Source organism: Variovorax paradoxus B4, from assembly GCF_000463015.1.
GTDB classification, from domain to species: Bacteria; Pseudomonadota; Gammaproteobacteria; order Burkholderiales; family Burkholderiaceae_C; genus Variovorax; species Variovorax paradoxus_E.
In genome coordinates this window covers 3,963,114-3,986,612 of record NC_022247.1, presented here as the reverse complement: position 1 = coordinate 3,986,612, position 23,499 = coordinate 3,963,114, and the positions used below count along the sequence as shown (strand labels likewise).

General features: G+C 67.9%; 27 protein-coding genes. 18 read left to right on the top strand and 9 right to left on the bottom strand.

The features are described from left to right. Positions 1 to 74 precede the first annotated feature (74 nt). From VAPA_RS18585 to VAPA_RS18575, 3 genes are all read left to right on the top strand, one after another. On the top strand, positions 75 to 347 hold the full coding sequence (locus tag VAPA_RS18585) for a DUF2164 domain-containing protein (protein WP_021008307.1): 273 nt from the start codon (positions 75 to 77) through the stop codon (positions 345 to 347). Positions 348 to 420: 73 nt separating this feature from the next. Further along, a complete protein-coding gene (locus VAPA_RS18580) occupies positions 421 to 846 on the top strand; it encodes a hypothetical protein (RefSeq protein ID WP_021008306.1) in 426 nt (141 codons plus the stop codon). Between the two features lie 57 nt (positions 847 to 903). Then, positions 904 to 1,701 (top strand): enoyl-CoA hydratase/isomerase family protein, encoded by a 798-nt coding sequence (locus tag VAPA_RS18575; protein WP_021008305.1) that lies wholly within the window; start codon positions 904 to 906, stop codon positions 1,699 to 1,701. A gap of 16 nt (positions 1,702 to 1,717) precedes the next feature. Here the strand turns inward: VAPA_RS18575 and VAPA_RS18570 are convergent, their stop codons facing one another. Together VAPA_RS18570 and VAPA_RS18565 are read right to left on the bottom strand one after the other, a co-directional pair. Continuing rightward, positions 1,718 to 2,821: a M14 family metallopeptidase gene (locus tag VAPA_RS18570; RefSeq protein WP_021008304.1), complete on the bottom strand. Its 1,104-nt coding sequence runs from the start codon at positions 2,819 to 2,821 to the stop codon at positions 1,718 to 1,720. 42 nt (positions 2,822 to 2,863) lie between these two features. After that, on the bottom strand, positions 2,864 to 4,207 hold the full coding sequence (locus VAPA_RS18565; protein ID WP_021008303.1) for an MFS transporter: 1,344 nt from the start codon (positions 4,205 to 4,207) through the stop codon (positions 2,864 to 2,866). A gap of 135 nt (positions 4,208 to 4,342) precedes the next feature. Here VAPA_RS18565 and VAPA_RS18560 point away from each other — a divergent pair, with 135 nt between their 5' ends. Next, positions 4,343 to 5,248 carry a LysR substrate-binding domain-containing protein gene (locus tag VAPA_RS18560; protein ID WP_021008302.1) on the top strand — a complete coding sequence of 302 codons (906 nt, stop codon included), beginning with the start codon at positions 4,343 to 4,345 and terminating at the stop codon, positions 5,246 to 5,248. On the opposite strand, the gene VAPA_RS18555 is transcribed toward VAPA_RS18560, so the two are convergent. Next, complete coding sequence (locus VAPA_RS18555; protein WP_021008301.1) at positions 5,249 to 5,911, bottom strand: glutathione S-transferase; 663 nt, start codon at positions 5,909 to 5,911, stop codon at positions 5,249 to 5,251. Between the two features lie 114 nt (positions 5,912 to 6,025). Between VAPA_RS18555 and zigA the strand changes: the two genes are divergently transcribed. Further along, positions 6,026 to 7,219, top strand: coding sequence for a zinc metallochaperone GTPase ZigA (gene zigA / locus VAPA_RS18550; RefSeq protein WP_021008300.1), 1,194 nt, complete (start codon positions 6,026 to 6,028; stop codon positions 7,217 to 7,219). A gap of 13 nt (positions 7,220 to 7,232) precedes the next feature. On the opposite strand, the gene VAPA_RS18545 is transcribed toward zigA, so the two are convergent. Further along, a complete protein-coding gene (locus tag VAPA_RS18545) occupies positions 7,233 to 7,700 on the bottom strand; it encodes a Fur family transcriptional regulator (protein WP_021008299.1) in 468 nt (155 codons plus the stop codon). 109 nt (positions 7,701 to 7,809) lie between these two features. Here VAPA_RS18545 and VAPA_RS18540 point away from each other — a divergent pair, with 109 nt between their 5' ends. The 7 genes from VAPA_RS18540 to VAPA_RS18510 all read left to right on the top strand — a co-directional run bounded on the left by VAPA_RS18540 (position 7,810) and on the right by VAPA_RS18510 (position 13,137). Further along, entirely contained in the window at positions 7,810 to 8,475 is a 666-nt protein-coding gene (locus tag VAPA_RS18540) for an alpha/beta hydrolase (RefSeq protein ID WP_021008298.1), read from the top strand. Positions 8,476 to 8,524: 49 nt separating this feature from the next. Next, positions 8,525 to 8,836, top strand: coding sequence for a putative quinol monooxygenase (locus VAPA_RS18535; protein ID WP_021008297.1), 312 nt, complete (start codon positions 8,525 to 8,527; stop codon positions 8,834 to 8,836). A gap of 163 nt (positions 8,837 to 8,999) precedes the next feature. Further along, the gene (gshA, locus tag VAPA_RS18530; RefSeq protein WP_021008296.1) at positions 9,000 to 10,556 is read left to right on the top strand and encodes a glutamate--cysteine ligase; all 1,557 of its coding nucleotides are present in this window, start codon (positions 9,000 to 9,002) and stop codon (positions 10,554 to 10,556) included. 177 nt (positions 10,557 to 10,733) lie between these two features. Then, a complete protein-coding gene (locus VAPA_RS18525; RefSeq protein ID WP_021008295.1) occupies positions 10,734 to 11,114 on the top strand; it encodes a response regulator transcription factor in 381 nt (126 codons plus the stop codon). 112 nt (positions 11,115 to 11,226) lie between these two features. Beyond that, entirely contained in the window at positions 11,227 to 12,150 is a 924-nt protein-coding gene (locus VAPA_RS18520) for an SDR family NAD(P)-dependent oxidoreductase (RefSeq protein ID WP_021008294.1), read from the top strand. A gap of 113 nt (positions 12,151 to 12,263) precedes the next feature. After that, positions 12,264 to 12,701: a nuclear transport factor 2 family protein gene (locus VAPA_RS18515; RefSeq protein WP_021008293.1), complete on the top strand. Its 438-nt coding sequence runs from the start codon at positions 12,264 to 12,266 to the stop codon at positions 12,699 to 12,701. Continuing rightward, complete coding sequence (locus VAPA_RS18510) at positions 12,691 to 13,137, top strand: MerR family transcriptional regulator (RefSeq protein ID WP_021008292.1); 447 nt, start codon at positions 12,691 to 12,693, stop codon at positions 13,135 to 13,137. The genes VAPA_RS18515 and VAPA_RS18510 overlap by 11 nt, the downstream gene beginning before the upstream one ends. Before the next feature lie 23 nt (positions 13,138 to 13,160). On the opposite strand, the gene VAPA_RS18505 is transcribed toward VAPA_RS18510, so the two are convergent. From VAPA_RS18505 to bamE, 3 genes are all read right to left on the bottom strand, one after another. Beyond that, positions 13,161 to 13,520, bottom strand: a complete 360-nt coding sequence (locus tag VAPA_RS18505; RefSeq protein WP_021008291.1) for an HPF/RaiA family ribosome-associated protein — start codon at positions 13,518 to 13,520, stop codon at positions 13,161 to 13,163. 95 nt (positions 13,521 to 13,615) lie between these two features. Beyond that, a complete protein-coding gene (locus VAPA_RS18500) occupies positions 13,616 to 14,044 on the bottom strand; it encodes a CBS domain-containing protein (RefSeq protein ID WP_021008290.1) in 429 nt (142 codons plus the stop codon). Positions 14,045 to 14,199: 155 nt separating this feature from the next. Then, positions 14,200 to 14,799: an outer membrane protein assembly factor BamE domain-containing protein gene (bamE, locus tag VAPA_RS18495; RefSeq protein WP_021008289.1), complete on the bottom strand. Its 600-nt coding sequence runs from the start codon at positions 14,797 to 14,799 to the stop codon at positions 14,200 to 14,202. Between the two features lie 207 nt (positions 14,800 to 15,006). Here bamE and ylqF point away from each other — a divergent pair, with 207 nt between their 5' ends. Next, positions 15,007 to 15,978, top strand: coding sequence for a ribosome biogenesis GTPase YlqF (ylqF, locus tag VAPA_RS18490; protein ID WP_021008288.1), 972 nt, complete (start codon positions 15,007 to 15,009; stop codon positions 15,976 to 15,978). A gap of 35 nt (positions 15,979 to 16,013) precedes the next feature. Beyond that, positions 16,014 to 16,463: a Fur family transcriptional regulator gene (locus tag VAPA_RS18485; RefSeq protein ID WP_021008287.1), complete on the top strand. Its 450-nt coding sequence runs from the start codon at positions 16,014 to 16,016 to the stop codon at positions 16,461 to 16,463. 14 nt (positions 16,464 to 16,477) lie between these two features. Here the strand turns inward: VAPA_RS18485 and VAPA_RS18480 are convergent, their stop codons facing one another. Further along, entirely contained in the window at positions 16,478 to 18,103 is a 1,626-nt protein-coding gene (locus tag VAPA_RS18480) for a DUF4139 domain-containing protein (RefSeq protein ID WP_021008286.1), read from the bottom strand. Between the two features lie 221 nt (positions 18,104 to 18,324). On the opposite strand from VAPA_RS18480, the gene VAPA_RS18475 reads away from it, so the two are divergent. Next, a complete protein-coding gene (locus VAPA_RS18475; protein WP_021008285.1) occupies positions 18,325 to 18,744 on the top strand; it encodes a PaaI family thioesterase in 420 nt (139 codons plus the stop codon). Here VAPA_RS18475 and VAPA_RS18470 read toward each other — a convergent pair. Next, entirely contained in the window at positions 18,680 to 19,921 is a 1,242-nt protein-coding gene (locus tag VAPA_RS18470) for an acyltransferase family protein (RefSeq protein WP_021008284.1), read from the bottom strand. The genes VAPA_RS18475 and VAPA_RS18470 overlap by 65 nt on opposite strands. A gap of 130 nt (positions 19,922 to 20,051) precedes the next feature. On the opposite strand from VAPA_RS18470, the gene VAPA_RS18465 reads away from it, so the two are divergent. The 3 genes from VAPA_RS18465 (at position 20,052) to VAPA_RS18455 (ending at position 23,487) form a co-directional block, all read left to right on the top strand. Beyond that, entirely contained in the window at positions 20,052 to 20,951 is a 900-nt protein-coding gene (locus tag VAPA_RS18465) for a LytTR family DNA-binding domain-containing protein (RefSeq protein WP_021008283.1), read from the top strand. Between the two features lie 177 nt (positions 20,952 to 21,128). Continuing rightward, positions 21,129 to 22,331 (top strand): ammonium transporter, encoded by a 1,203-nt coding sequence (locus VAPA_RS18460; RefSeq protein WP_021008282.1) that lies wholly within the window; start codon positions 21,129 to 21,131, stop codon positions 22,329 to 22,331. Between the two features lie 220 nt (positions 22,332 to 22,551). Next, positions 22,552 to 23,487, top strand: coding sequence for a M14 family metallopeptidase (locus VAPA_RS18455; protein ID WP_021008281.1), 936 nt, complete (start codon positions 22,552 to 22,554; stop codon positions 23,485 to 23,487). The last annotated feature ends 12 nt before the right edge of the window (positions 23,488 to 23,499 follow it).

Here is a 23,499-nt window from a genome sequence, read left to right as displayed (position 1 = left end):
AGGTCTGCAGGACCGACATTGTCGCAAGACGGAGGCGCTGCAGAATCGAGGCGCAAAAAAACGGAAGGAACCGCATGACCATCGAGATCGCCAAGGAAGCACGGCAGCAAGCCATCGCGTCGATCGAGCGCTACTTCAACGAGAACATGGAGGAGAAGATCGGCAACATCGCGGCGGGCGCACTGCTCGGTTTCTTTCTTGAAGAGGTCGGCCCCATCGTCTACAACAAGGCCGTGGCCGACGTGCAGGAGCGGCTGCAGTCGCGCATCTCGGAGGTCGATCTCGAAGTGCACGAGGACGAGTTCCAGTATTGGCGCAAGTTCGAACGGCAGAAAAAGGGCCGCTAGCCCGCGCTTGGCGTAGCGCGCATGCATCGCCCGCCATTCAAAGATGCTTCCAAACGTTGCAGAATCCCAAGCCATGCAACCACACCGTCCGCTTTTCCGCTTCGCGCCTTCTTCGCTGCTGCGCACCTTCGTCGCCTTGCCGCTCGTCTTGGCCGCTTCCCTCGCAGCCGCCCAGCAGGACCCTTCGTCGTTTCCGCTGGATTCGGTCGGCTACCTGAACGAGGAACTGCCGCGCATGGAAGCCGCGATCGCTGCCAGGGACCGCAGCTTCTTCCACGGCGCGATGGCCCGCACGGTGGAGTTCTCGGAGCGCTGGGGCTTCAAGGCGCAGGCCAATCCCGACCTGGCCAAGTACCCGATGTGCACCGAGGCGGTGATGGACTACGTGGTCGTCGGCATGTGCAGGCTCAATCCCACGAGCGATGGGTGCGAGCCCGGACTGGCGCCGCGCTTCGAAGCGAACGTGCAACGCTGCCGCGAGGTGGCGGCGCGAAAATAGGCGTCCCGTCCTTCGACGCAAAAGAAAGTCCCCGCATGCGATGCGGGGCGAGACACCATGGACTACTCCCGCTACCAGACCCTCGCCATCACGCGCCGCGGCGCCCACGGCGCGGTGCTCGATATCCAGATGCGCGCGGCCAACGGCAAGCTGCCCACGGCAGGCCACGACGGCCATCGCGAACTGGCCGAAATCTGGCGCGACGTGTCGGCCGACGACACGGTGCGCTGCGCGGTGCTGAGGGGCGAAGGGCTGGGCTTCTCGGGCGGCGGCGACCTGGCCATGGTGCAGGACATGACCACCGACGACGCGGTGCGCCAGCGGGTCTGGAAAGAGGCGCGCGACCTCGTCTACAACATCATCAATTGCGACAAGCCCATCGTGAGCGCGATGCACGGCCCGGCCGTGGGCGCGGGGCTTGTGGCGGGACTGCTGGCCGACATTTCCATCGCCAGCAAGGACGCAAAGATCGTCGACGGCCACACGCGCCTGGGCGTGGCCGCGGGCGACCATGCGGCCATCGTCTGGCCGCTCCTGTGCGGCATGGCCAAGGCCAAGTACCACCTGCTGCTGTGCGAACCGGTGAGCGGCGAGGAGGCCGAGCGCATCGGCCTGGTGTCGCTCGCGGTGGACGAGGCCGATCTGCTGGCGCGTGCCTACGAAGTGGCCGACCGGCTCGCGGCCGGCAGCCAGAGCGCGATCCGCCTCACCAAGTACGCGCTCAACAACTGGCTGCGCCAGGCCGGCCCGACCTTCGATGCCTCGCTGGCCCTCGAATTCATGGGCTTCGCGGGCGCCGACGTGCGCGAGGGCGTGGCCTCGCTGCGCGAACGGCGCGCGCCGAACTTCGGCTGAAGTCCGGCCCGATGGGTCAGGCCTTCTTCAGGCCCTGCAGCGTCTGCAGCAGCACTACGCGCGTCTGCCCCAGCACCATGCCCTTCCATTCGTCGTTGTCGCAGTAGAACGCGTCGCGCAGCTGCTGGCGGATCTCGCGCTTCTGTGCTTCGGGCGCCTCGGGGTGGCGGCGCAGCCAGGTGTCGGCGCGCAGGCGGGTCAGGACCTTGCCGTCGGGCAGGGTGCCGAACTCCAGCCCCATGGGTGCGATGCTCGCGTTGGGGCACTCGTCATAGGCGATGGAGACCACCGGGCCCGACACGTCGGCCGAGGCCGAGTCGCCAGCAAAGGGCGCGAACACGTCGGCACCCCACCAGGCATGCGCCTGCGCAAGATCGGCCGGCGCGTTGCGGCCCGGGTAGATTTTCTCGCCGTGGCCATAGGGGCCCAGGCCGGTGTGGATGTCGATCCAGCCGATGTGCGTGGCCGAGGCGGCGTAGCTGCGCAGGATGCCGCGCATCGTCCGGTTGCTCCATGAGGGCGCGGTGCCGCCGTAGAAGAGGCCGTCGGGCGAGCTGTACTGGCCCCGGGTGACGGCCGCGCGGAAAGCCCGCATGCCGTGCTTCTCGACATAGGCCGCCATGGCGGCTTCGTCGGCGGGCGTCGGCGGCCAGGTGGCGGGCAGCACCAGCGGTTCGACCTCGGCGTAATCCGCATTCACCGGCAGCGGCGCGCCGAAGTCGATGTGGTTGCGGTTCAGGTCGATGTTGTCTTCGTTGGTGCGGTGCAGGTGCGAGAAACCGTGCGGGTTGACCGCATGCACCAGCAGCAGCGCCACGCCCGCCTGTTCGAGCCGGCCCAGCAGGTCGACGTCGTGGAGCGTGGCAAGCTGCGCGCCCGAACCGCAGAATCCCTCGGGGCCGTGGGTGCCCGACGTGACGAGCAACAGCTTCTTCGCGTCCCTGGCGCCGATCAGCGCCACGTCGGTGGCCAGTTCCTCGCCGAGCGCACCCCGGTGGGTCGGCAGCACGAAGGACTCGACCGCGGCGCCGCGCCGGGCCGCGGCATCGAGGAACTTGGCGCGGGCTTCGACGTACGTGCCCGAGAAATGGCGGGTGGCGGCGGTGGGTTGGGCTTGCATGGGTTGGAGGCTCCTGTGCGTGGATGTAGTGGGTGTCGTTCGTCAGGCGGCTGCCGCGTGCGCACCGGCCGCATCGATGTCGCGGCCCGTGTGGTCGCGCAGCCAGACGAGGCCGAGCAGCGACACCACCGTCATAGCCACAAGGTACCAGGCCGGCGCGAGCTTGCTGCCGGTGGCATTGAGCAGCCAGGTGCTGATGAAGGGCGCAAAGCCGCCGAACAGTGCCACGCCCACGCTGTAGACCAGCGACATGCCGCTCGCGCGCACCGCTTTCGGGAACATTTCGGGCAGCATCGTGATGCCCGGCACCGTCTGGGCCACGAGGCCGATGCTCAACGCGCCGAGCACGATGAACAGCACGGCGGGCGTCGGCGAGGCATTGAGCCACAGGAAGCCGGGGTAGATCAGCACGGCCAGCGCGATGCGGCTCCAGAGGATCAGCGGCTTGCGTCCGACCACGTCCGACAGCCTGCCCACGAACGGCGCCAGCGCGAACGAGATCAGGCCCGTGAGCGCGGCACCGAACAGCGCCACCGAGGGCGTGAGCCCGAGCTCGCGCACGGCATAGGTCGGCATGTAGAAGGTCACCACGTACGCGGCCGTGGTGCCGCCGACCAGCGACAGGATGGCCGCCAGCACCGTCCTGCCGTGCTGCGTGCAGACGATCTTCAGGCTGCTTTCGCGCGGCGCGGCGGCGGCCTCCGGCGAGATGTGCAGCGACTCCTCCAGGTGGCGGCGGATGTACATGCCCACGGGCGCGATCAGCATGCCCAGCACGAACGGCACGCGCCAGCCCCAGCTCTGCATGGCCTGCGGCGTGAGCGAGAAGCTCAGGCCGCCCACCACCACGGCGCCGAGCATCACGCCCAGGCCCTGGCTCGCGAACTGCCAGCTGGCCATGTAGCCGCGGTTGGCCGGCGTGGCGTGCTCGACCAGCAGGGTGGTCGATGCGCCCACTTCGCCGCCCGCCGAGAAGCCCTGGATCAGCCGCGCCAGCACGATGACAATGGGCGCGGCCACGCCGATGGCCGCATAGGTGGGCGTGAAGGCGATCAGCGCGCAGCCCAGTGCCATCAGGAAGATGGTGAGCGTCATGGCCTTCTTGCGGCCCGCGCGGTCGGCGTACGCGCCGATCACGATGCCGCCCAGCGGCCGCATGATGAAACCCACGCCGAAGCTCGCCACCGTGAGCAGGAGCTGGCCGTAGGAATCGAAGGTGGGGAAGAACAGCTTGCCGATCACCAGCGCGAGAAAACCGTAGACGGTGAAGTCGAAGAACTCCAGGCCGTTGCCGATGGTGGTGGCGACGATGGTGCGGCGCCGGCTGGCGCTCGTGGCTGCGGGGATCGCGGAACTGGCGGGGTTCGCGGGAAAAAGGGCGCTCATGTCTCTCCAGTGTCTTGTTGCAGTGGCAGGCCGCCGGAAAGGAGCCCGGTCGGCGTCGGATGCTAAAGAGTGGGTGCGCTGCTGAAAAGACAATAATTGGGCGATGACGATAACTTTTGGTTGTCATTCTTCCCTATGAAACCCAATCAGTTGCATGCCTTCGTGGCGGTGGTCGAGCAGATGAGCATCCGCGCCGCGGCGCGCATGCTGGGGCTTTCGCAGCCCGCGGTGACCAAGATCGTTCGCGAGCTGGAGCGCGAGGTGGGCGCGCCGCTGGTGGAGCGCAGCGTCAAGGGCGTGCGACTCACCGAATACGGCGAGGCCTTTGCGCCGCGTGCGCGGCTGCTCCTGGCCGACATGCGGCGCGCGCGCGACGAGATCGCGCAGATCCGCGACGGCGTCAAGGGCACGGTATCGATGGCTGTGAGCGCCTCGTTCGCGCTCACGGTGCTGCCCGTGGCGTTCAAGGATTTCCACACCCGCCTGCCCGCGGTCCATGTGCAGTTCAGCGAGGCCGTGCTGCCGATGATGCTGTCGCGGCTGCGCGAGGGCTACCTGGATTTCGCGGTCGCGCATGTGGTGCCCGGCACGCTCGACGCGGAGTTCGAGGCGCTCGAACTCTTTCCGGTGCAGCTGGTGATCGGCATGCGCGAGCGGCATCCGCTGCGCGCGAGTCGGTCGCTGCGCGAGCTGTACACCGCCGAATGGATCTTGCCCGGCGACGGCGACCACTTCGCAGGTCGCGACACGATCTCGCCGCTGCTGCCGCTCGGCCTGCCACCGCCGGCGCGCGTGATCCAGGGGCAGTCGGTCACCGTGGCGCTCGCATTGGTGGGCACCATGGACCTGATCGGCATGTTCGTGGAGCCGCTGGTGCGCCTGGCCTTCAAGCGCCACGGCATCCGCCGGGTCGAGGTGGAGGAGCCGCTGCCCGTGCTCAGCGTGTGCGTGATACGCCGGCGCGGCCAGCTGCTGACGCCGGCCGCGCAGTACTTCGTCGAGTGCATCCAGCGCGCGTCCTTGGCTGCGACGAATGCCTGATCAGGCCGGCGGGTAGGCGGCGCCTGCTTCGCCCGAGGTCCAGGGCGCGTACTTGTGCATCGCACGCTCGAACAGCGGCGAGGCGGTCCAGCCCGCGAGCCAGGCACGCAGCAGCGGCCAGGGCTGGCTTTCGAACCACGCGGGCTCGACCATTGCGAACTGCCGCACGAACGGCATGACGGCGGCATCGGCCAGCGCCGCCCGCGCGCCGAAGAGCTGCCCGGAGCCACTGGCGAGCCGTGCTTCCAGCTCCAGCAGGAATTGCGCGCCCAGTTCGCGCGCGCCGCCGGCGGACGTGTCCGCGAACCGGCCCGGGTACTTGTAGCGGTCGAGCTGCGGCTTGAAGTGGTTGTCGCACGCGGCCACGAGCGCGAGCATGTCGTCGAGCGTGCCCGCCTCGGGCGCGAGCCAGCGCAGCGGATCGTTGCGGCCCAGCGTCCACAGCATGATGTCGAGGCTTTGCTCCAACACCGTGGCGCCGGGCAGCACGAGCACCGGCACCGTGCCCTTGGGCGAGGCGGCGAGCATTTCTTGCGGCTTGTTCTTCAGCACCACTTCGCGCAGCTCGCAGCGCTCGCCGCTGGCGGCCAATGCCAGCCGGGTGCGCATCGCGTAGGGACAGCGGCGAAAGCTGTAGAGGACGGGAAGGCGAGGGTCTTGCATCGAGCGCAAGAGTCTATGCGCGCGCCCGCAGCGGCGGAAGCCCGGCTGCGATCAAATGCAACTGAGTTGCGTTGATTCATATAATGCAATTCTGTTGCATATGAAATCATCCCCATGACCGACCGCCTTCCCGTCACCGTGCTGTCCGGCTTTCTCGGCGCCGGCAAGACCACGCTGCTCAACCACATCCTGCACAACCGCGAGGGCCGCCGCGTGGCAGTCATCGTCAACGACATGAGCGAGGTCAACATCGACGCGGCCCTGGTGCGAAACGGCGGTGCCGAGCTCTCGCGCACTGACGAGAAGCTGGTCGAGATGAGCAACGGCTGCATCTGCTGCACGCTGCGCGAAGACCTGCTGCTCGAGGTGGGCCGGCTCGCGAGGGAAGGGCGCTTCGACCAGCTGGTGATCGAATCCACCGGCATCTCGGAGCCGCTGCCGGTGGCCGAGACCTTCACCTTCGCCGGCGAGGACGGCAAGAGCCTGGCCGACGTAGCGCGCCTCGACACCATGGTGACGGTGGTCGATGCCTTCAACTTCCTGCGCGACTACGGCTCGTCCGACAGCCTGGGCCAGCGCGGCCAGTCGCTGGGCGACGAGGACACCCGCACCGTGGTCGACCTGCTGATCGAGCAGATCGAGTTCTGCGACGTGCTGGTGGTCAACAAGACCGACCTCGTGACCGCCGAAGAGCGCGAGCGCCTGGTGGCCATTCTGCGCAGCCTCAACCCGCGCGCACGCGTCGAGATCGCAGCGTTCGGCCGCGTCGCGCTCGACCGCGTGCTCGACACCGGCCTGTTCGACTTCGAGCAGGCCGAACGCGCGCCCGGCTGGCTGGCCGAACTGCGCGGCGAGCACCAGCCCGAGAGCGAGGCCTACGGCATCCGCAGCTTCGTCTACCGCGCGCGCCTGCCGTTCCACCCCCAGCGCTTCTGGGCGCTGGTGCAAAGCGAGTGGGAGGGCGTGGTGCGTTCCAAGGGATTCTTCTGGCTTGCGAGCCGCGCCACGCGGGCAGGCTCATGGTCGCAGGCGGGTGGCGCCTGCCGCTACGGCGTCGCGGGTCTGTGGTGGGCCGCGGTGCCGCGCGAACACTGGCCCGCCGACGAGGAAGCGCTGGAAATCATCCGCAGGAACTGGGACCCGGCCACCGGCGATGCCCGCCAGGAGTTGGTGCTGATCGGCATCGGAATGGACGAGGCCGGCCTGCGTGCGCGGCTCGATGCCTGCCTGCTGACCGAAAGCGAAATGCGCCACGGCGCTTCGTCGTGGGCGGATCTGCCCGATCCTTTTCCGTCCTGGAACGTGTAGCGGCCCCTGGGGTTCAGCCCCTGCAGTCCCCGCAGGTGCCGTGCAGCGTGAGCGCGGTATGGCGGGTGTCGATGCCCTGCTTGCGCAGTTCGCGGCCGAGCCGGCTCATCACCTTGGGCAGTTCGGGGTCGGAGGGGAGCGCGAGCACCTTGTGGCACTGATCGCATTCGAAGATGTTGCCCGAAGCGGCTTCCACATGGCGCGAGAAGCGGTTGACGCGGTCCGCGCCCACGCGGCGGTCGCACAGGCCGGCTTCGACCAGGCGGTCGAGCACGCGATACACCGTGACGCGGTCGGGGGCTTCGCCGGTGGCGGTGGTGTAGGCGGCCACCACGTCGTCGTGCGTGAGCGGCTGGGAGGCGTGTTCCAGCAATTCGAGCACGGTTTGCGCGGCGCGCGTCACGCGCAGCCCGCTGCTGCGCAGCAGGGTTTCGCTGTCGAGCGCCGTGGCGGCGACGGGGGGCTTCGGATGCAGGCTCATTGGTGTTCCGTGGAACCGACATTGTGTTGCATTCCGTGAGCCCGCGCCCTGGGCGGCCCGAATGCGCTAAGGTCTGGTTTTTCGCGCTTCTGAATACCTTCTACCGACCATGTCCAGTTCCCCGATCGAAATCGAAACCGCTCCCCATCCCACCGCCACGGTGATTGTGATGCACGGCCTGGGCGCCGACGGAAACGATTTTGTGCCGATTGCCAATGAACTCGACCTGTCGAGCGTGGGCCCGGTGCGCTTCGTGTTTCCCAATGCGCCGGTGATCCCCGTCACCATCAACGGCGGTTACCGGATGCCGGCCTGGTACGACATTGCCGTGGCCGACCTGGCGGCGCGCGAGGACGAGGCCGGCCTGCGCCGCTCGCAGGCCACCATCGAGGCGCTGATCGCCAACGAGAAAGCCCGCGGCATCGCGGCCGACCGCATCGTGGTGGCGGGTTTCTCGCAAGGCTGCGCCATGGCGCTCCTGACCGGCCTGCGCCACACCGAGCGGCTGGCCGGCATCGTCGGCCTGTCGGGCTACCTGCCGATTGCCTCCACCACCGCGGCCGAGCGGCATGCGGCCAACCACGACACCCCGGTTTTCCTGGCCCACGGCCGGCAGGACCCGGTGGTGCCGCTCGAACGGGCGCTGCAGTCGCGCGATGCGCTCACCGCGCTGGGCCATCCCGTCGAATGGCATGAGTACACGATGGCGCACTCGGTCTGCATGGACGAAATTGCCGACCTGAACCGGTTTCTTCTGCGCGTGCTGGCCCGCTGACGACCTTCAGCGCCTTCACGCCAACGCGAAATATGAAGGAGACGAAAAAATGATCCTCGTCATCGGACACGCCATGGCGAAACCCGAAACCCTGCAGGCGATGCTGGCCATCAGCGTGGAGCACGTGCTGCGCTCGCGCACCGAGCCCGGCTGCATCTCGCACGAGGTCAGCGCCGACGTCCAGCAGCCGCTGCGGCTCAGCTTCGTCGAGCGCTGGAGCGACATGGCGGCGCTGAAGGCGCATTTCCGCGTCGAGGCGTCGCGCGCCTTCGGCAAGGCGCTGGCCGCCATGGCCGACGGCACGCCGCAGATCTCCGTCTACCAGTCCGACGAGATCGATCTCGCGGCGGTGCGGGCCTGATTCCAGGCGCCCCCATCGGCCTTCGGAGCTGCGAATTGCATGAACTCAGCTATCAAAACAATAGCGTCGCGCAGCATAGTGGATTGCGGGATTCCCTGCACGAGCAGCGCCCGCGCGGCCGTGCTACCTTCCAGCCCCTCAGAGATTGACGGGTCATAACAATATGAGCAGCAGATTGCAGGAGAGGTTGGGTGCGCTCTCAGCCGCGCGGTTGAAGGGCATGCGGCGTGGCATCGAGAAGGAAAGCCTGCGCGCGCTGCCGGACGGCAAGCTCGCGCTCACGCCGCACCCGCTGGCCCTTGGATCGGCACTGACCCATCCGCACATCACCACCGACTTCAGTGAATCGCAGCTCGAGCTCATCACGGGCGTGCATGCCACCGCCGAATCGGCGCTGGAGGAGCTCACGCGCGTCCACCAGTTCACCTACCGCGTGCTCGCTTCGCTCGGCGAAGAGCGGCTCTGGGTGTCGAGCATGCCCTGCGGCCTGCCGACCGACGAGACCATTCCCATCGGGCGCTACGGCTCATCGAACGTCGGGCGCGCCAAGAGCGTCTACCGCATGGGCCTGAGCCACCGCTACGGGCGGCGCATGCAGACCATCTCGGGCATCCACTACAACTGGTCGCTGCCCGACGTGTCCAGCGAACAGTATTTCGCGCTCATCCGCAACTTCCGGCGCCATGCCTTCCTGCTGCTGTACCTGTTCGGCGCTTCGCCCGCGCTGTGCTCCAGCTTTGTCGCAGGGCGCCCGCACGAGCTGCAGCCGCTGGGCGATGGCAGCATGTTCATGCCGCACGGCACTTCGTTGCGCATGGGGCGCCTGGGCTACCAGAGCGACGCCCAGGCCTCGCTGGCCGTGAGCTACAACAGCCTCGAGGGCTACGGCGCCTCGCTGCAGGACGCGCTCACGCGGCCCTGGCCGGCCTATGAGGCCATCGGCATCCGCAACCTCGGCGGCGACTACAACCAGCTGGGCACCAGCCTGCTGCAGATCGAGAACGAGTTCTACGGCACGATCAGGCCCAAGCGCGTGATCCATCCCGGCGAGCGCCCGCTGCATGCGCTGCGCGAGCGCGGCGTCGAGTACGTCGAGGTGCGGCTGATGGACCTCGACCCCTTCGAGCCGGTGGGCATCAACGCCCAGACCATGCGCTTTCTCGACGTGTTCCTGCTGCAGTGCCTGCTGAGCGACAGCCCGGCCGACACGCCCCAGGAAATTGCCGAACTGGCCCACAACCAGCACCTCACTGCGGCACGCGGACGCGAGCCTGGCCTGCAACTGCTGCGCGGCGGGCGCGAGGTGGGGCTGGCCGACTGGGGCATCGAGTTGGTCGCGCAATGCCAGCCCATCGCCACGGCGCTCGACGCCGCGAACGGTGGCACGCAGCACGCCGACGCGGTGCGCGCCGCGATGGCCGCCCTGCAGAACCCCGGCAGCCTGCCTTCCGCGCGCGTGCTGGCTGCGGTCGAGGAGCACCACGGCAACTCCTTCATCGGCTTCGTGCGCGCGCAGTCGGAACAGACCCGCGCCACCCTGCTGGCCCTGCCGTTCTCGGCCGAGCAGCAGGCCGAATTCGAGCGCATGACCGAGGAATCGATCCAGGAGCAGAAGCGCATCGAGGCCGCCGACACCATGCCTTTCGAGATCTACCGCGAGCAGTATGTGTCCCCCGCGCGCCTGGGGCTGGGCCGCGGGCGGATGGCCGTCGCGGCCTGACTGTCCGCCGCTTCCCACTGTCACGCTGCCCGCCTGACGACAGGCGCGGGGGGCGATGGCCTACAGGCATTGGCCTGCATGGCTCACCGTGGGCGCAGTTGCCGTGGCGACCATGGACGGTATGCATTCCGCAAGCTTCAGTCCACTCCGGCCCGTGGTCTGGCCGGAGATTCCGGCATGACTTTCAAGGCCTATCTTGTCGAGGACAGCGCCCTCATTCGCGAAAACCTCGTCGGCTTCCTGCACGACGTCGCCGACGCGGACGTGGTGGCCTGCGCCAGCAGCGAGGAGGAGGCCGTGCATTGGCTGGACCATCACCGCAACGACTGGGACCTGACCATCGTCGATCTTTTCCTGGAGCGCGGCAACGGCCTGGGCGTGCTCAGGGCCTGCCGCAACCGCGCGGCAAAACAGAAGGTCGTGGTGCTGAGCAACTACGCCACGTCCGACATGCGCCGACGCTCCGCGCAACTGGGCGCCGATGCCTTCTTCGACAAGTCGGCCGAGCTCGACCAGCTGGTGGCCTACTGCGAAACGCTGCGTCACGCGCGTGACTGAGCTTGCGTCGGGGCGACCCTGCCGGCGCGCTTTTCTGGGGTAAAACGCCACGCGGCCGCCGTGGCGGCCATCGGTACACCCCAACCCCCAAGGAAAGCAGCGAGACCAGCACATGAGCAACAGCATCATCGACTTCAAGGGCCGAGTGGCCATCGTGACCGGCGCGGGCGGCGGCCTGGGCCGCCAGCATGCGCTGGCCCTGGCGGCGCGCGGCGCCAAGGTGGTGGTCAACGACCTGGGTGGCGCCCGCGACGGTTCCGGCGCATCGGTGAGCGCGGCGCAGGCCGTGGTGGACGAAATCGAGGCCGCGGGCGGCGAGGCCATGGCCAACGGCGCCTCGGTCACCGATTTCGAGGCGGTGCAGGCCATGGTGAAGCAGGCGGTCGATGCCTGGGGCCGGGTCGACATCCTGGTCAACAACGCCGGCATCCTGCGCGACAAGAGTTTTGCCAAGATGGAACTCGCCGATTTCCAGCTGGTGGTCGACGTGCACCTGATGGGCGCGGTGAACTGCACCAAGGCCGTCTGGGCGCTCATGAACGAGCAGAAGTACGGCCGCATCGTCATGACCACCTCGTCCTCCGGCCTCTACGGCAACTTCGGCCAGAGCAACTACGGCGCGGCCAAGCTCGCGCTGGTGGGGCTCATGCAGACGCTGAGCATCGAAGGCGCGAAGAACGACATCCGCGTCAATTGCCTGGCACCGACGGCAGCCACCCGGATGACCGAGGGCCTGATGCCGCAGGAAGTGCTCGACGCGCTCAAGCCCGAAGCCGTGGTGCCCGCCATGCTGGTGCTGGCCGCCGCGGACGCGCCGAACCGCACCATTCTTTGCGCGGGTGCCGGCACCTTCGAGGCCGCGCACATCACCCTGACGCAGGGCGCCTGGCTCGGCATCGGCGCGGACACGCCGGAGCAACTGGCCGCGCGGCTCGCCGAAGTGACCTCGCGCGAGGGCGAGATCGTGCCGCAGAGCGGTTCGGCGCAGGGCAGCAACGAGGTCGGCAAGGCGATGGCGAACGCCAGCAAAGGCTGACTGACCATCGCCAGCCTCGTCCGTGGCCGCTTGACCTCGAGTGCACTCGAGCATTTCCAATGGATTCACCGGGGCTTCCGGTTCATTCATTCATCCATTCGAGGAAAGCAGCCATGGACACGACAGACGACAGCAGGGCGCTGGTGCAGCGCATTCATTCCGAGCTGGACAAGGGCAACGGCCAGTTCTTCATCGACAGCCTGGCCGACGACGCCAGCTGGACGCTGGAAGGCAGTACGCCGTGGTCGCGCACCTACGCGGGCAAGGCCGCCATCCGCGAAGAGCTGATCAAGCCGCTGTTCGCGCAGTTTGCCGGGCCGTACGTGAGCAAGACGGAGCGCATCATTGCCGAGGGCGACCGGGTGGTGGTGCTGTTCAGCGGCGACGTGCCCACCCGGGCCGGTAAGCGCTACAACAACCGCTACTGCTACATCTATCGCATCGAAGGAGGCAAGGTGAAAGAGCTGACCGAGTACTTCGACACCGCACTGGTCCAGCAGGCGCTCGAGGCGCCGCCGGCTCCAGGCCATCTCCATGCCCATGCCGGCTGACAACGGCACGCCGTTCCACATCGGCGAGCTGGCCCAGCGCACCGGCCGCACCGTGCACGCCATCCGCTGGTACGAAACGCAGGGCCTCGTGCCGGGCGTCGTGCGCGACGAAGGCGGACGGCGCCTGTACGGCGAGCTGCATGTCGGCTGGCTCGACCTGATGGACCGGCTGCGCCGCACCGGCATGTCGATTGCCGAGATGCGCGAATACACCGCGCTCGCGTTGCAGGGCAAGACCACGCTGCGCCAGCGCCGCGACCTGCTTGCCGCGCACCGCGCGCGCGTGACCGAGACCATCGCGGAATGGAAACAGGCGCTGTCGCTGGTCGAGCGCAAGATCGATTTCTACGACGACTGGATGGAGAGCGGCCACAGGCCACCCCTGCTGCCCGCCGAAGCCCCCCGCATCCCGCCGCCCAGGCGAAAAGCGCGGTAGCCGATCGCCAAGCCCGCGCCAGGCTATTCCGCGATGAAGCCTGTGTCCTTGCGGATCGAATCGCGGTCGCGGTGGTTGTTCAGCCGGCCCAGTGTGTTGTCGAGCAGGCGCTTGAGCTTGTCGGCCGCGCCGCGAAAGGCCTCGTCGAGGCTGGTGGCGTGCTGGGTGACGGCCAGCGGCTGATGGTGGGCAAGGCGTGCTTCCATCACGCAGCACTTGTCTCCGGCACCGGCCTTGTCGTGGTTCTCGTCGCTCAGATGCACTTCGACGCGGGTGACGTCGTCGACGAAACGGTTCAGTTGCTGCTTGATTTCCGCATCGGCCCAGCGCTCCAGCGCGTCCCTGTTGTTGACACCGTTGCTCGTGTTGACCTGAATCTGCATGCCTTGTCCCTGGTGATGGATGAACGAGCCCCTACTGTGCGCCCTAAACGACCCCGATGCGCGTAGGCATGTTCCCCACCTTCGGGCAGGCGGGGTCAACTCTGGATATAGGTCGTGAGCTGCGCGATGGTTTCCTCATGGTCGGCAATGATGTCGTCCATCAGGTCCTGGATGGAGATCATTCCCACCACCTTGCTGCCGTCGACCACCGGCAGGTGGCGGAACTTGCGCTGGCTCATCAGCGCCATGCAGGCGCGCGTGCGGGTCTGCGGGGTGACGGTCATCACGTCGGGCGTCATGATCTCGGAGACCTTCATCTCCTTGGAGTTCTTGCCCTGCAGCGCCACCTTGCGGGTGTAGTCGCGCTCGGACAGGAAGCCCACCAGCCTGTCGCCCTCCATCACCATCAGCGCGCCGACCTCGAAGCGCGCCAGGGTGGCCAGCGCATCGAACACGCTGGTGTCGGGCGAGGTGCGCCAGGCCGCGGAATCGTGGCGCTTGAGCAGTTCGGAGACGGGTTTCATCGCGGTAACTCCATCAAAAAGTTTAGCTTCGACCGACGCGTCCATGCGCCGCACTCGGTCAAATGATAGGGGCGATAAGCGGTGGAACCGCCCCCCGCGATGCAAAAACCGCCAGGGAATTGCGCGCGTCGCGCCGGGATGTGTGCCGAGGCGAACTAAGGTGTTGGTGCGAGCACGCGGCTGAGCGCCACCGGGTCGCCCACCACGGTCTTGACCAGGCCCTTCCCGTCGAAGCTCACCTGGTACTCCGACCAGCTGTCGCGCCAGTAGCGCCAGGTGGGCGCATCGAGGCTGGGGTTCTCGCTGGCCACCGGGTAGCCGATGGCCATCAGCACCTGTTCGCGCGTCATGCCGGGCGCCACCTTTCCGGCGACGATGGCGTCGCGCACGGCGGGTGGGAAGGCCGCCATCTTCTGCTTCGGGTCTTCGGTCACCACATAGCGCTGCGCGAAGTCGATCAGGGCGATGTTGCGGCTGTAGTCGTTCTTGATGCGCTGGGGCTTGCCCGCGAGATCGAGGTTGAACCAGCGGAAGTCGTAGCCCGTGATGCGCGCCGGCGTGCCCACGGCCACGATGCTGGTGCCTTGCTCGTCGTAGTTGATGTCGCTGATCGAGTTGCCGTAGGTACGCATGTTGCAGCACAGGTAGCCGCTGAGCAGCGGGCCCGGCGGCGGCGAGGGACGCTGGGCGTGGACGACGGTCGCGGGAACGACGGTGGCTGCCAGCAGGGCGGCAGCGGCAAGGCGCTTGAACATGGATTTCCCTCGGTATTTATTGAAATTGGCTGCGGATGCAGCGCGCGGATTCTAGAGGGCGCGGTGCGCCCAGGCACAGGCAAAATGGACCTGTGCAGCTATGGAAAGCGTAGCGGCGTGATTTGGCGCACATCGCGGTCCACAATGCGCACCCGGCCCTTCAGGCCAGCACCTTCCCCCACAGAGCGAAAGAAAGAACATCCATCGATGGCGATCCAGTGGTTCCCCGGGCACATGTACACGACCCAGAAGGCCATCACCGAGCGGGTGAAGGACATCGACGTGGTCATCGAACTGCTCGACGCGCGCCTGCCGGGCTCCAGTGCCAACCCGATGCTGGCCGAACTCACGGCTGGCCGGCCCACGCTCAAGGTGCTCAACAAGCAGGACCTGGCCGACCCGGCGCGCACTGCGCTCTGGCTTGCGCACTACAACGCGCTGCCGGCCACGCGCGCCATTGCGCTCGACGCGAGCCTGACCACGCCCGCGCAGGCCATCGTGCGCGCCTGCCACGAGCTTTCGCCCAACCGCGGCGGCATGGCCAAGCCGATGCGCGTGCTGATCTGCGGCATTCCGAATGTCGGCAAGTCGACGCTCATCAACACGCTCACCGGCAGCCGCAAGGCCAAGACCGGCGACGAGGCCGGCATCACCAAGCTGGAGCAGCGCATCACGCTGGCCGACGACTTCTACCTGTGGGACACGCCCGGCATGCTGTGGCCGCGCATCCTGGTGCCCAAGAGTGGCTACAACCTGGCGGCCAGCGGCGCCGTGGGGCGCAACGCCTTCGACGAAGAAGAAGTGGCGCTGGAGCTGCTCAACTACCTGAAGACGCACTACGCGGCGGGCATCACCGAGCGCTTCAAGCTGGCCGAGCACGACGCCGCGGCCATCGCCGCCATGAAGGACGAGGAAGTGCTCGACGCCATCGGCCGCAAGCGCGGCGCGCTGCTGGGGAAGGGCCGCGTCAACCTGCAGAAGGCGGCCGAGATCGTGATGCACGAGTTCCGCGCGGGCAACCTCGGGCGCGTCACGCTCGAGACGCCCGAGGAGTTTGCAGGGTGGCTCGCCGAGGGGCTGCGCGCCGATGCGGAGCGTGCGGCAAAGAAGGCGGCACGCGGAAAGAAGCGCAAGCCGGCCGCCGAGTCCGCCGAGGGCGAAGGGCCACGGCCGGACTGACCCGCCGGAGGCCGCTCGCCCACTATCATCGAAACATGCAACGCCTCACGCGCCAACGCAACGCGGTCTTCTCCGCCTTCAGCGACACCGGTCTGGTGCTGACCGCGCCGGAAATCCTCGAGCGCGCCCGCGCCATCGTGCCCGAGATCAGCCTCTCCACCGTGTACCGCCAGGTCTCGATGCTGCTGGCCGACGGCGAGATCGCCAAGGTCGAGCTGCCGGGCGAGCCGGCGCGCTACGAAGTGGCATGCAAGCCCGATGCGCACCGCCATTCGCTCCCTCGGGGCGAAGAGGCCGACCACCACCATCACTACTTTCACTGCGGCAGCTGCGGGCAGGTCTTCATGCTGCATGCATGCCCCGGCCCCATGACCGACCTGGTGCCCAAGGGCTTCCAGGTGAAGAGCCATGAAGTGACGCTGCATGGCGTGTGCGCGGCCTGCGCCGGTGCCGCCCGCAAGGCGCGGTCGCCGAAGGCGCACTGACGCTCGGCGGCGGGTCAGCGCACCTGCAGGCGCGCGTCCTTCGGATAGCTGATGGTGTAGTCGGCCGCGACGCGCGCGGTCTTTCCGGGCTCCAGGTCGAAGCGCCACATGGCAAGCCCGGGCTGCTTGTTCCAGGCCAGTTCGCCGGGCTGCGGCGAGAACTGCGCGGCCACGCGCACCTGCTCGTCGACCGAGACGGGTGCGGCCTCGAGCACCTGCACCGCGATCGGCGTGCGGTGGCGGTTCTCCACCACGTAGGCGCGCTGCACCTTGCGCTCGGCGCGCGAGCCGGCGAAACCGCCCGTGCCCTGGCTGTCGCTCTCGGGCTCGGCCTGCACGCGCACCAGTTCGTCGCGGCCGAAGGAAAGCGTGAGCCTGGCGTCGCTCGGCGCGCTCCACCGGCCGCTGCCGACGAAGTTGCCGTCGCGATAGAGCTGCAGCGCACCGGCCGGCCATACGCCGGCCGGCTGCGCGAGCTCGGCCACCAGGAAGGCGCAGGCGTCCACGCGCGGGCTGGTGCGCGCGGCGAGCTTCGCCGTGTCCTCGTGCTGGCCCAGCGCCAGCGTCACGCGCTGGCCGCTGGAGGGCACGTCGATGCCCTGGGGCACCGCGAATTCGGTGGCAAAGCTGTTGTCGAACACGTTCACGTCGAACAGGGGCTCCGTGGCCTCGGCCATGGCGCGCCGGTCGGCGGATGCAGCGGGCGCGGCGGGCGCCGGCGCCATCATCGCGGCCATGCCCCCCTGAACACGCGGCGGCGGCTCGATGCCGATGCGCCACGCCGTGGGCATGCGGCCCGCGGTTTCGCGGCGCGGCTGGCCGGTAGAGAGCACCAGCTTCACGCCGCGCCAGTCTTCGCCCGTGGCCTGCGCCACCAGCGCCTGGCGCTCGATGCGCACCTTGCTCGTGGCGGTGTCGAGCAGCGCGCGGTAGCTGGGCGTCCAGCCGGGGCCGGCGACCTGGTAGCTCAGCTTCACGTCGGCATCGGCGCTGGCGGCCAGCGTCACGGTCACGGCCATCACCTGCGCGCCGTGGCCTTGCGAGCGCTTGCGTTCGGCCAGCAGCGGGTTCAGCTGCCGGTCGATGTCGGCCTGCTTGCGCTGGATCTGGTGCTGCTTGAGCAATGAGTCCTGCCCGGTGCGGCGCATCGCCTCGGCCATGGCGGCGAGGTTGCGCGCATCCATCGGCGCGCGGGCGCCCTGGGCCGATTCGCCGGCGCCGCCCGAGAGGCCTTTCAGGTAGCCCGTCACCATGCCCAGCGCATCGGTCTCGGCCTGCAGTGCGGCCTTCTGGTCTTCGAGTTCGCGGATGCGGCCGTCGAGCGCGCTGGTGGCGCAGCGGGGCGACAGTTCGCGCGCCTCGCTGAGCACCGAGGTCTCGCCCACGCGCACCGAGGCGCCGGCCGACACCTGCAGGCTCTGCACGTCGAGAGTCGCGGGCAGGCAGGCGAAGGTGACCGACCGGCTGCCGGCCGCCACCCGCGCCACGCGCTCCACCGTGGCGCTGCCGGGATAGACCTTGACCTGGGTGATGCGCGAATTGTCGGCTGCGGCTTGCGCATGGGCGCCGGCGCTCGCCGCCAGCCAGGCGGTGGCGGCGAAGCTGGCACGGAGAAGAAAGGCGGCGGAGGGTGCTTGCATGGAGAACCTTCGGAAGTGGGTGGATGGCTTGTCTCCACTCATACGGCCGGGCTCGCCCAACGGGGTCAAGGCATTGCGAATTTTTTTCAACGCGGGCGTTGCTGTCGCCAATGCAACCGCGGCGCCGGCGCCGGTCACGCGCGCGACGATGCGCAGCGGCTGCGCTTCATAAAGTGGGCCGTGCGCATCGCCCATGCATTTCCGCTCCAAGGAGACCTTTCATGCTCGACACCATCCAGGCCATCAACAAGACCGCTGCCTTCAACCGCTGGGCCGGCTTCGAGGTCACCCGCGCCGCTGCCGGCGAAGCCGAACTGCGCATGGAATGGCGCGAGGAAGACATGGGCCAGTACGCCGGCTTCCTGCATGCGGGGCTGATCGGCGCCATGCTCGACACGGCCTGCGGCTTTGCGGCCGCCACGGTGGCGGGCCGCGTGCTGGCCTCGCATTTCTCGGTGAACTGCTTGTCGCCTGCGCTGGGCCGTGCCTTCATCGCGCGCGGCAAGGTGGTGAAGGCGGGGCGAAAGCAGGTGTTCACCACCGCCGAGCTCTACGGCCAGGGCGATGGCGGCAGTCTCAAGCTCGTGGCGACGGGGAGTGCCATCCTGGTTCCGGTGGAAGAGCCTCCGCCGGCAAAGTGACAGCCGCCTCGGCACCTGCGCGCCGGCGCTTGAGCCCGAACAGCGGGCGCAGCCAGTTGAAGCGGCGAATCAACCCGTCGGTGAGCAGCCAGCAGCCCACGATGGTCAGCGCGACCAGCAAGGCCGGCTCCAGCACCGGCCCCAGCGCGAGCGGAGCCAGCAGCGCGACGCCCGCGATGATCAGCGTCTGGTGCAGCACGTACCACGGGTACACCGACTCGTTGGCCCAGCGCAGCCAGGGCCACGGGCGGTTCAGGTGGCGGTGGCCGTGGCCCAGGATGGTGGCGACCGCCAGCCACAGGTAGAGCATGCGCAAGCTGTCCATCAGCACGCCGGAGGGCGGCCCCTTGGCGCCGAGCCGCAGCAAGATGAAAGCGGTGATCGCCGCCGCGGCCAGCGCCAGCGACACCCGCCGCAGGCGCTCCAGTTCGCGCCACACGCCCGTGTCCACGCCCATCCAGTAGCCGTAGAGGAACACGGTGAAGTAGATGCTGTGCAGGTGAAAGTCGCGAATCAGGTTGTGCGTGGGCGGAAAGTGCCGGGCCAGCAGCATCGTCCAGACCAGCAGCGGAAGCGCCGGCAGCAACAGCAGCTTCCAGCCGCGCAGCCCGTTGAAGCGGCGGCGCATCCACAGGCCGGCCGGCGATTTCCACAGCGGCAGCGTCAGCGCGACGAGCGCCGTGTAGGTGAACAGGTAGGGCAGGTACCAGAGGTGGTTCCAGGTGATGCCGAACTCGGCACCGTCGAAAGCCGCCTTCGGCCACGGATCGCTCATGGAAAGATAGCGCAGCAGGAAAGCGCCGAAGCCCGGCGCCACCAGGCCGCTGGCCACGCCCTGGGCATAGGCCTGGTAAGGCACGATCACCGCCATGCCGAAGGCCAGCGGCAGCATCAGCCGCATGCCGCGGCCGCGCAGAAGGCCCCAGGTGCCCTGGCTGCGGCTCAGGAAGCCCAGCGACACGCCCGAGATCAGGAACACCAGGTCCATGCGCCAGAGGTTGAGCACGCGCATCGGCCATTGCAGCCATTCGGCCGCATGCGGACTCTTGAGGTGCCAGGGCCAGTCGGCCACGTAGTACATCGCCACGTGGTACAGGATGACCAGCAGGAAGGCCAGCGCGCGCAGCGCGTCGATGTCGTGCCGCCGGTCGGGCAGGGTGGCTGGGGTCGTGCTCATCGGGCGATGGTTGCGTCCATCCGCCGCGCGTGGCCTGCCCAAGGGATGGATCGCGGGCCTTTTGTGACGAGCGGTGCTCCCCAGGGACGAAATTCGCCCGTCCGGCCCGCGGATCGCGAGAATCCCGGGCATGGGAGATTCCCGAAAGAACCTGTACGAGCGCTACGAACCCATCCGCCGCCGCGTGGAAGTCGGCTTCTGGGTCGTCTTCATGGCGCTGCAGGCGGTGTTCAACACCATCGTGGCGCTGGTCGACGCGCGCGACCGCGCGGTGCCCCGCGCCGCTTGGGAAATCGTCACCTGGGAGGTGTCGAGCCACCTCGTGCTGTTGGCACTGGTGCCGGCCGTGGTGGCCGTCCAGCGCCGGCTTTCGCCGCTGGCGCGCTCCCATCTGCCGCGCTACCTGGGGTGGCACCTGGCCGCCAGCGTGGTCTTCAGCGTGGTGCACGTGGCGGCGATGTTCGCGCTGCGCGCCGCGGTCTATGCGGCGGTCGGCGAGCGCTACGACTTCGCGGGCTGGACCGGGCGCTGGGGCTACGAATACCTGAAGGACGTGCGCGCCTACCTGTCGATGGTGTTCGGCATCTGGGTCTACGGGGTATTCATGCTGCGGCTGCAGGGCGAGGCGCGCGTGCTCGACCAGCCCGAGGCGGCGGCAGCGCCCGCCGAGCCCACCGAAGCCCATCAGGCCGCACCGCCCGTGCGCCCCGAGCGCTTCCTGGTGCGCAAGCTGCGGCGCGAATTCCTCATTGCCGCCAGCGACATCGACTGGCTCCAGGCCGAAGGCAACTATGTCGGCCTGCACGTCAATGGCCACGACTACCTGCTGCGCGCCACGCTCACCGATTTTCTGGCGCAGCTCGACCCCGCCCACTTCGTGCGCGTGCACCGAAGCCATGCCGTCAACCTCGGCCGCATCAAGGAAATCGAGCCGCTCGACGGCGGCGATGCCCGGCTGCACATGCATGACGGCAGCACGGTGCCTTGCAGCCGGCGCTATCGCGATGCCTTGCGCGCCGGGGCGAGCTGACCCGGGCGGTGCGTCGATCTGTCCTATTCCGGTGCGGCCGCTGCACTTGTAACGCCCATTTTCGGCGGCAACGCACCACTAAAGAGCTTTCAGGCACCATTTTTGCTTTCTTGCGGTGCTGCCCCGAGCAATTCGGGTGCATGCACCAATTCAAACCAATAACTGCAAGAAGCTCCAATGGACGCACTCAAACAGGGCGCAGACGCGCTGTTCATCCTTCTCGGCGCGATCATGGTGCTGGCCATGCATGCCGGTTTCGCCTTTCTGGAACTGGGCACCGTGCGCAAGAAGAACCAGGTCAATGCGCTGGTCAAGATCCTGGTCGACTTCTCGGTTTCGACCATCGTGTACTTCCTGGTGGGCTATGGCGTGGCCTATGGCACCCACTTCTTCGTGGGCGCGACCGAGCTTGCGGCCAAGAGCGGCTACGAGCTCGTGAAGTTCTTCTTCCTGCTCACTTTTGCGGCGGCCATTCCGGCGATCATCTCGGGCGGCATTGCCGAACGCGCCAGGTTCTGGCCGCAACTGATTGCTACAGCGGTTATCGTCGGTTTTGTCTATCCGCTGTACGAGGGCATTGCCTGGAACAAGGCCTTTGGCATCCAGGCCTGGATCGCCTCGGCCACGGGCAGCGAGTTCCATGACTTTGCCGGCTCCGTCGTGGTGCACGCGGTGGGCGGCTGGCTGGCACTGCCGGCCGTGCTGCTGCTGGGGGCGCGCCGCAACCGCTACCGCGGCGACGGTTCGCTGAGCGCGCATCCGCCGTCGAGCATTCCTTTTCTGGCGCTGGGTGCCTGGGTGCTGTGCGTGGGCTGGTTCGGCTTCAACGTGATGAGCGCGCAGAGCATCGACAAGATCTCCGGCCTCGTGGCCGTCAACTCGCTCATGGCGATGGTCGGCGGCACGCTGGTGGCGCTGGCCCTGGGCAAGAACGACCCCGGCTTTGTCTACAACGGCCCGCTCGCCGGGCTGGTGGCCGTGTGCGCGGGTTCCGACCTGATGCATCCGCTGGGCGCGCTGGTGGTGGGCGGCGTGGCCGGCGCGATCTTCGTGGTGATGTTCACGCTCACGCAGAACAAGTGGAAGATCGACGACGTGCTCGGCGTGTGGCCGCTGCACGGCCTGTGCGGCACCTGGGGCGGCATCGCGGCCGGCATCTTCGGCACGCAGGCGCTGGGCGGCATCGGTGGCGTGAATGTCTGGGCGCAGCTCATCGGCACCTTGATGGGCGTGGCATGGGCGGCGCTGGCAGGGGCGCTGGTGTATGGGGCGCTCAAGGCGACGATGGGGCTGCGGCTGACGCAGGAAGAGGAATACGACGGCGCCGATCTGTCGATCCACCACATCTCGGCGACGCCGGAGCGTGAGGTGAACTGGTAGCGCGATCTGCTGAAGCGTTGCTGAAGCGTATTTGCTCCGAATACGCTTCAATTTTGAAGCGTATGCATCCGGCTTGCTCGAAAGAACGGGGCAGGGCAAGGCCACCCGGTATGCGCGCTCATCCGCTCGACGTAGCCGCGAGCGAGCAGCCCAAGAGCACAAAAGCGCGGCCTGTAGCAAACTCGCCCGACCGCTTCGCTTCCACTTTCAACCGACGCCAATGACCCAAGCTCCCCCCGCCCTCGAAGTCCTCCCCCGCGATCTCTCCGCCTACCGCAAGGGCAACGTCGGTATCGACTACGTGCACCGCTTCGAGTCCGGCAAGCCGGGCCCCCACGTGCTGATCAACGCGCTTACGCACGGCAACGAAATCTGCGGCATGACCGCCGCCACGCACCTGCTCGACACCAACGTGCGCCCGAAAATCGGCACGCTCACAGTGAGCTTTGCCAACGTCGAAGCGTATGAGTCCTTCGACCAGGCGCTACCTTTCGACAGCCGCCAGCTGGTGCACAACCTCAACCGCATCTGGTCGCCCGAATGGCTCGACGGCACCGAAGACAGCCCCGAGCTGCGACGGGCCCGCGTGCTGCGGCCGGTGGTGAGCGCGGCCGACCACATCCTGGACATCCACTCCACCAGCCAGCCGGTGATTCCGTTCTGGGTGTATCCCGCCTATGACCGCAATGCCGAGGCGGCGCTGGCCATCGGCCGCCCATCGGTGCACCTGGTGATGCCCGACGGCCTGGGCTCCGGCACGCCGCTGATCCAGCACGGCCGCCACGGCCAGACCGATGGCAAGGGCGTGGCGCTGGTGGCCGAGTGCGGCCAGCATTTCCTGCGCTCGGCTTCCGAGCTGGCCACCGCCATCTCGCTCGACTTCCTGGCGCACTTCGGCCTCATCGACAAGGAACCCACAGCGCCCGCGCCCGGCCCGCAGCGCCGCTTCGAGCTGCTGCAGACGCACGTCATCAAGTCGGAAGACTTCGCGTTCGTGCGCCCGCTGATCGGCTTCGAGACCTTTGCCAAGGGCGAACTGATCGCCACCAACGGCCCGGACGAGATCCGCGCGCCCTGCGACGAGTGCACGATCTTCATGCCCGCGCAGCGGGTGATCGTGGGGCGCGAGGCGGTGTACCTCACAAAGCCGATCTGAAGAGGGGGCCGG